Below are 7,851 nucleotides of genomic sequence, written 5' to 3'. Positions count from 1 at the left end.
CTCTCCTGTAAATCGTCCAACGCTTTCGCAATGGCGGCAACCGGTTCGTAAAGCCCGGTATAAGTCTCACCGAGAATCGGTACCACACCAATCGTATTTTCATCCACGGCAGCGAGGACCCCCTGAGGATCCAATCGGGGATGCTCTGGGCTAACCTTCACATAGCGTGGTTCAACCTCCCAATAGTTCGCGAACTTTTCCCAAACGACTTGAACAGCAGAACTAAACACAATATTGGGCCGATCCACCGGCTTCCCTTCGCTTTTGCGTGCATTTTGCCAGCGTCTCTTTAACGCAAGCCCCCCGAGCATACATGCTTCCGACGATCCAGTTGTAGAAACGCCCATAGTCGTAAGGGGGGTGGGCGAATGCCAGAGGTTGGCTAAAATGCGGACACACCGCTCCTCAATTTCGGCTGTCTGTGGATATTCATCCTTGTCAATCATGTTCTTGTCGAATGATTTGGCATATAAGTGCTCTGCGGCAGGCTCCATCCATGTGCTAACGAATGTTGCAAGATTCAAGCGGGCATTGCCATCAAGAGCAATTTCATCATGGACGATTTGATACGCTGTTTCTGGTAACATGCCTTCATCAGGCATGTGAAAGCGCGGAACGACTGATTCTCCTTCGCGGGCAAACAGAGGGTTTACAGAAAATTCGTGAGGCAGCTCCATTTGCACGTGACGCGGTAGATATTGTGGATTATCTGGCATGATCTCTTTTCCTTCGTATGCATCGTTTTGAACTTCTGCTTTTCGATCCTGTGGCATACAAGTCCCCCTTAATTAATTGTTTAACAAACATATTATTTACAAAAAAGCATTTGTTAAACTAAGGGGACAATTCTAATAAAAGGTGTTGCCACCATTCGAATTAAAGGAGAAGCCATGAATGGACTTGCAAGAGCTATTTTCTTCGGAAAATAAGGTGAGCTTAGGGAACAAACCATACAGCATCAATTGCAAAGGGCCAGTGCCTTAAACATAATTATCAATGCCATCAGTATTTGGAATACTTTACATCTAACAAAAGCAGTTAAATATCAAAAACGGATAGGTAGTTTTAATGAGGACTTATTGCATCATATGTCACCTTTAGGTTGGGAACATATCAATTTACTAGGAGAATACCATTTTAATTCAGAGAAAGTGGTCTCATTAGATTCTCTAAGACCATTGAAACTTTCTTAGCGTTGTTAAAAATAGAGGAATCGTCTTGGAAATGGGCTTAGCGTTGTAAATCCGCATTTTTCTGACGGTCCCCCTCAATGAACAATATAACTTAACATGATAAAATAATATGTATTGGACTCCCATCCGAATAATATTTTACCATGTTAAGTTATTTTATTCAGGATGGGAATTCAGTGCAACAAAAAGTAATGAATAAAAGAGAAAACCCCTGCGGGGACAGGGATTTTATAGGAGAGATATTATTGTTGTATGGTGTCGAAATTTGGCGTATTCGACGAATTAATATTATCACGAATTTTTAAGCAATTGTGATAGTTGGTGTGTCAAAAATGTGTACGACTTTCATATAAAAGCGTTATTTTCACTGAAAGAGCATCCAATCTTTAGTTATACGCTCTTTGATTTTAACTTCAGATGTGTCTCTAATTGAATAGTTTTCACTAAAATTTACAACAGCAGAAACTTTTTGCTTTTTATTATCTGCGGCATGTCCGTATAGATGAATTTCATGTGTTCTATATTCTGTTGATGGATTAATTTCGTCAACTACAATATCAAGGTTCATATTTTTTTTAAAGTAACCGATAGTTACTAGTTCAGCAGTTTTACTTACTTCCGGCCATTCTTCACTGTATTCTTTTGGAACGAATTGAGATGAAACCAAGTGTATAAAGAGGATGGGATAGTAATAAAAGCTATACTCACAATGCCATAACGTATTAAGGATCTTCTCATAAAGTGTCACCTACCAATGATGTTTTGTTTAATCAAGTTAATAATTTATATATTAAACCATTATTAACCAGGAAAACATTCTTTTCGGTGACATTAGTATTACAAATTTGTAAGGTTTATTAGAAAAATTAGCTTAATGGAAAGTTGAATAAAATAGTTATTTGAAACGGTTCATGAAAAAAGAGCACTATCGAAGTGCTCTTAGAAAATCCATTTTATATTCTGTTTTGAGCTACGATTTTAATATTCTCTGGTGGAATGATATCTTGAATTTTTTCTTTTAAATCTACTTGGACCATTTCTTCAAGATGTTCAAGTGAAACTTCAAAGTTAATACATTCCGCAGTTGCGATGTTTAATAAAGAATAATTTTCATTCTTTTTAACAACAAGATATTGTGATTGATCTGTTATTAGTATACAACCTTGTTGAATTCCTAATTTACGATTATCTTCAAAAGTCATAAATAAATCTCCTAACATTTTTCTGACAGAAATTGTACTACATAAAAATGTTAGTATCTAGGTGGTCTTATGCAAGAACTAAAGTCAAACAAAATCAAAAGAAACCCCGATTGTCTGCGGGGCTTCTAAGGGTAATCGTCAAGTAATGACGTACTCGACTAATTAACCATATCATGAATTTTTTTGGTAAAAATACTGGTAAATGTGTCCAAATGGATAAGGGCATCATTTTGAACAAAAATGCTATTTTAATGAGTACTTCTCATAACAAAAGAGGACCTGCTATGTATAGCAGATCCTCTCCTAAAATGGCAAAGAGTAACTCTTACCTTACTCTTTGTTCAAATACTACATGATTGTTAATAGAAAATCAACAATCTTTATATTGAGAAATAAAGAAATGACATTTTAATAAAAATTTCATTTTGTAGAAAAGAAGACATAAGAAAAAGCACCTTCGAACAGTGCTCTTTCCCGGAGTGTAATTTATGTCTTTGAAGATGTAACACATCCTCAAAATAATATATGTGTTTTTGAATGAAGGTTGCATGTACAACAAAAGAGCAGCTAGCAAAAGCTAACTGCCCCGTTTGTCAAACGTAGAAAATTTAGCATTTTCATTTTGATAGTAGAAGAGTAATTCTTATTTTTAATTAAATTGGGTCGGGGGGAGCAAGTCTTAAAGCAGAAAACCCGCGATTTCTGATTTGAGCCGATATTATAGTCCCGCTTAAGTTACCTATATTTGCCATAATTCGATAATGAACTGGGTCATTTGGAAATACTGGGTTCGGTGGGGTATCTACCCATGTGAATGTGGAGTTGAATGGATATAGCATATTTATATTATTACCTACTTCGTAGTTCCCAGATACAAGTGTATCTGTCAGCAATAAATTATCACGAAATAGCTGATAATTAATGGCATTTGCGTTAAATGATGAAGCTCCAGTAGCTCCTGTTTGAACATGAAGTTCTGTACCTATTGTCGCGTTTAATAGAACTTGGTCACCGGCTTTTTCTATAGGGACAAAGGCCTCCATAATCATTAAGTTATTTGTATTTGGTGGGAGAGCTATAGCAGTGGGGTTTGGAGCAAGGGGAGCGAAAGATAAGCTTGGCCCAGTAGGTCCAGTAGGAAATTGGAAGGGTTGCATAGGTGGGAATGTAGGTCCAATCGAACCTGGATTTAATGCAGCGGATGATAAAAACTCGTCCAATATAATTCATCTCTAAAAAGTTCGTATTACTAATAGTAAATGCGAGTGTAGAGCAAAGTGAAATGGACAAGCGGTTGTATTTTAAAAATTAAACAAAATCGTTATTTTGTACATCAAGGTAGTCAGCGCAATCAACTAACGGTTTGTTGAAAAAAAGAAGCCCCGCAAATATTGCAGAGCTTCATAGGGTTGAGTTATGTCGTACTCACAAGGGATTTTAACATGAATTTCGAGGTGAATAAATTGGTAAATGTGTCCAAGTGATTTGGAGATATTTTATAAAAAAAGAGAAGCGCTTAATCAGGACGCTCCTCTTAATGCCAATACACAATAACTATTATACTGTATAAGCGTAAAATATTTAACAATTACCTTTATGGTAAAAATTTCATTTTTAATTAGTTTAAAACCCAAAAAGAGCACTTAATAAAGTGCTCTTGTGACGAGTTTCGTTTTCTCAAAGAAAGGAATACACCATATCATACGAAGCTTTTATGAAATGTACTTGTGTTAATTAATTAGTATTTGTAAAAAAAGCAGCTAGCAAAAACTAACTGCTCATCTCCAAGGGGGAACAAGGAGAAAAATCTAATGTCATATACAGTATTGATGGGATATTGAGTTTTATTCAGGGGAGATTATATTATACAAATTAGATTATGATAGTCGATATTTTCCATATTGACCAGAAAAGAACCAAAAATTCTATTGAAATTCCAAGTGTTCTTTTCCTAGTTTTTTGAAATTCTTTTATTAAATAGCCAACAACAGCACTAATTGCTATAAGAATGAAAAGAATAAGTTCTAGTGTAACTGGCATTGGATCTACGCCTAATCTATTATTTAATTTATTATATAACGATTATAAGATATTTTTGTGGTTAGTAGTGAAAAATTAAACAAAATCATCTCTTTACGAAAAAAGATCCTGTTGTCTCCAACAGAACCTCTCCTAAAATGGCAAAGAGTAACTCTTACCTTACTCTTTGTTCATATACTACAGGATTGTTAATGAAAATCCAAGGCTCCTTATATTGAGAAATAAAGAAGAATCATTCTAAAGAATCTTATCTTTGTTATAAATATAAGAGTAGTTAGCAAAAACTAACTGCTCATCTCCAAGGGGGAACAAGGGGAAAATCTAATGTCATATACAGTATTGACGGAATATTTAGTTTTATTCATAAAAAACTACGTTTAACTTAATGCATAGCCCACAATCAAAGTTAGTGTTAAAAACACTGATAATAACAATGTTAGTAAGACTGTTGCTACACTCCTAAGCATCGCAATCCAATTATTCATCTTAGAAAATCCTATAATGCCAGCAAAAAAAATTCCTATTGTTAAAACTAGTAATATAAATAAAGGGTGAATGTGTAATGAATCCATGAAAAATTTGAATAGTTCAAGTGGAATTTCAAAATATAAACGGAATAGTCCAACGCAAATCAAAGAACATATAAAGGACCATAGATTGATGTTATGCCTCATAGCTTTCTCCTATGTTATCAAAATAGTTTTACTCAATTTTAATGGAAAATAAAAGAAAAAGATAGAGGTTATAAATTAGAATCAATTTTTTAACAAAATAATCCTTTTAATAGAAAGTGAGGAATAACAATGGGACAAGGAAACCGTGGAATGGCCTTTGAAAAGCTTATTAATCTATCGAATGAAATGTATCAAAGAGGGGGAGTGGCGCTTATAAACAAGCGTCCAACTCCTGTGAAGGTATTAAAAATGGTTTATGGACGTGTGTAAGATGGATATTACGAATCTAAAAGTACAGTAGACTATGACGGTGTGTATAAAGGACGAGCTATCGCGTTTGAAGCAAAGTCTACAAATGAGGGAGGCAAATCAGCGCTTTGGTGTAGCCGATATTAAGAAAATTAAAAAGGAGCAAATCGAATAAATTAGAGAATCAGTAAAGTATGAAATAAATATAAAATAAACCAGCTAAAAGAAAGCTTTGCTTGTAGCTGATTTATTTTTAAATGTGTTTTTTAAAATATATATGTCGTGTCTCTTTTTTTACAGCGAATATGAATTAAGAAGATATCTTATTTGTTCTATAAAATAATGATGGTGCATATTATTTTTTGATACTTGACTAGCCATAATAGCTCCTTGCATAGAAGAAGAAAGAAAAGAAGCGAGTGATAAAGCATCTATATCATCATTAAATTCCCTTTTTTCTATTCCTTCTTTAATAAGAGACTCCATTAGTAGTACTGTATTATCATATCCCTTTGCAGCTGCCTTATGTAACTCAGGAAAGACATCGGTACTTTCAATTGCAACATTAAGTAAGGGACACCCACCAGCTATCGGAGGGTTGTTGGCCGCATCTTGGTATACAAGGAAAATGGCAATGATTTTATCAATAACTTTTTCTTTATTTTCCATGGCTTCATAAAAATGTCTCCATATGATTTCTCCACCTTTACGAAATGCAGCCAATGCAATTTCGTCTTTACCTTTAAATCGGCGATAAATAGCGCCTTTTGGCAGAGAAGTAGCATCCATTATATCTTGTATTGATGTACGGGAAATCCCTTGTGTATTAAATAGATATAAAGATGTTTCAATTATTCTTTCTTTTACCTTATCTACCTTAGTCATAATCAATGTCCCTCTCAAATTTTAAATTTAGAATCATTAATCTTTTTATTATTAATTTATGTTATATTCTAAAAATAGTTTTTCACATTACTTGTTGTTATATTTGTTTACTCTAAAATGATAAATGTGTAGTAAGTCATAAGTTTTTTGTTTCTCTCATGCTACAAGAATTAAATGTTACTTGCATATTATTATATACATATTTATTTAAAGCAAGTTACAAGTTTATAAATATAATCGTTTCTGCATTTTTTACTCATATATAATAAGTTGTGTATATTTATGTAATCATATTATTTTATAATTTTATTATGGAATCCAAACGAAAGAATTGTTGCTGGATTACGTTTAATCTGAGTTTAGTAGAATAGTTATTGTTACGCCAGTTATAAATATAGACAATGGTACAATTATTTTACTAGCAACGCGCAAAATAACAAAAAAGAATTATTCATAATGAATAATTCTTTTTTTTGGTAATTTTGTAAAAAAATTTTGAGGATAAAATTACTTTTTGAGGAATCTTAATTTTAATTGCATTATTAATAATGGTCTCCAAGCGAAAAAAGTATAATTAAAATTGTTAAATAATAAAGAAGGAAGTGCTTTTGATCTGTGTGCTTTTTGGAACATAAAGGGCTACATAACAATTTTTTATGAAAAGTATTACTATCCTACAAGTCAGTGAATATTGTATATTGAGAATTATTATGGTGAAATAGAGATTGTGTTAAAATGTATTCTAATGAAAAATGTTGGGGAAATGTTGGAATCGTGTTGTGATAGTGTGGGATAAATGATAGAATCAAAATGATGGAATTGAAAAAGATTTGATTGTAACTGTTAATCATTAGAGAAAACAGCTAAAGGAAATATAAGAACCAATTCTATAAGTGATGTGAAAATAAAGAATGTTAAAATCAAAAACAGACCGAACGGTTCGGTTCTGATTGATGACTATTACAAATGAATGATATTGTAATAGTGTAGAACAAATGATAGAGTTGGGAAAAATTCGGTTGCAACTGTTAATCATTAGAGAAAACAGCTAAAGGAGATATAAGAGCCAACTCTATAAGTGATGTAAAAATAAAGAACGTTAAAACCAAAACCGAACCGAACGGTTCGGTTTTGGTTGAGTTGGTAACTATTACAAATGAATAATATTATAATAGCGTAGCATAAATGGTTGAATCAAAATGATGAAGTTGAAAAAACTTCATGCGAAATTTAGGGATAAATAATATCAATCCCCTTGCTACTATAACTAGCTGGTAACATTGGTTTTATATTTGAATAGTTAGAAATACGCTAATAACACCTCTCCAATTAATTAGAGAGGTATTATCTCTTTTAGGGGAGAGGTTGTCTATACGAGTGTGTAGAATTAAATCACTTAATATGTTTAATTAATAATTTATAATGCTATTAATTACAGGGTAAGGAAAAACTTTTTTTAATATTTCTATTAATCTAAGAGGTACAAATTCGATGCGACGTGAAAAGGATTTGTTGAAACAATGGAAGGCGGATTTGCAAGCTGTTCAAGAAGAGAAAAGGATGAAGAAGAAGGCTAAGAAAAAGAATAAGAAATATAGCATTCCTGGT

The 7,851-nt window shown here is 33.0% G+C and carries 6 protein-coding genes and 2 pseudogenes; 2 read left to right on the top strand and 6 right to left on the bottom strand.

Annotated elements, in window-relative coordinates; genetic code table 11:
- Nucleotides 1-773: pyridoxal-dependent decarboxylase (locus BAU27_RS26380; RefSeq protein ID WP_254798016.1), on the bottom strand; the 773-nt coding region annotated here is incomplete at its 3' end.
- A gap of 105 nt (nt 774-878) precedes the next feature.
- On the opposite strand from BAU27_RS26380, the pseudogene BAU27_RS26375 reads away from it, so the two are divergent.
- A pseudogene (locus tag BAU27_RS26375) lies at nt 879-1,193 on the top strand (Tn3 family transposase); the annotation flags it as partial.
- A 364-nt stretch (nt 1,194-1,557) separates the two neighbouring features.
- On the opposite strand, the gene BAU27_RS26370 reads toward BAU27_RS26375, so the two are convergent.
- The 4 genes from BAU27_RS26370 to BAU27_RS26355 all read right to left on the bottom strand — a co-directional run bounded on the left by BAU27_RS26370 (nt 1,558) and on the right by BAU27_RS26355 (nt 5,109).
- Nucleotides 1,558-1,941: a phosphoglycolate phosphatase gene (locus tag BAU27_RS26370; protein WP_254798014.1), complete on the bottom strand. Its 384-nt coding sequence runs from the start codon at nt 1,939-1,941 to the stop codon at nt 1,558-1,560.
- Nucleotides 1,942-2,146: 205 nt separating this feature from the next.
- A complete protein-coding gene (locus BAU27_RS26365; RefSeq protein ID WP_071772493.1) occupies nt 2,147-2,395 on the bottom strand; it encodes a hypothetical protein in 249 nt (82 codons plus the stop codon).
- A 653-nt stretch (nt 2,396-3,048) separates the two neighbouring features.
- Complete coding sequence (locus BAU27_RS26360; protein ID WP_071772492.1) at nt 3,049-3,615, bottom strand: exosporium leader peptide-containing protein; 567 nt, start codon at nt 3,613-3,615, stop codon at nt 3,049-3,051.
- 1,197 nt (nt 3,616-4,812) lie between these two features.
- Entirely contained in the window at nt 4,813-5,109 is a 297-nt protein-coding gene (locus tag BAU27_RS26355) for a hypothetical protein (protein ID WP_071772491.1), read from the bottom strand.
- 129 nt (nt 5,110-5,238) lie between these two features.
- Here BAU27_RS26355 and BAU27_RS26350 point away from each other — a divergent pair.
- Nucleotides 5,239-5,469 (top strand): annotated as a pseudogene (locus BAU27_RS26350) (Holliday junction resolvase RecU); the annotation flags it as partial.
- A 183-nt stretch (nt 5,470-5,652) separates the two neighbouring features.
- On the opposite strand, the gene BAU27_RS26345 reads toward BAU27_RS26350, so the two are convergent.
- Nucleotides 5,653-6,243, bottom strand: coding sequence for a TetR/AcrR family transcriptional regulator (locus BAU27_RS26345; RefSeq protein WP_071772490.1), 591 nt, complete (start codon nt 6,241-6,243; stop codon nt 5,653-5,655).
- Between the last annotated feature and the right edge of the window lie 1,608 nt (nt 6,244-7,851).

This window comes from Bacillus sp. NH11B (assembly GCF_001884205.1).
In the GTDB taxonomy this organism is placed as follows: Bacteria; Bacillota; Bacilli; order Bacillales; family Bacillaceae_G; genus Bacillus_A; species Bacillus_A proteolyticus.
This window is presented reverse-complemented; position numbering and strand designations above follow the sequence as displayed.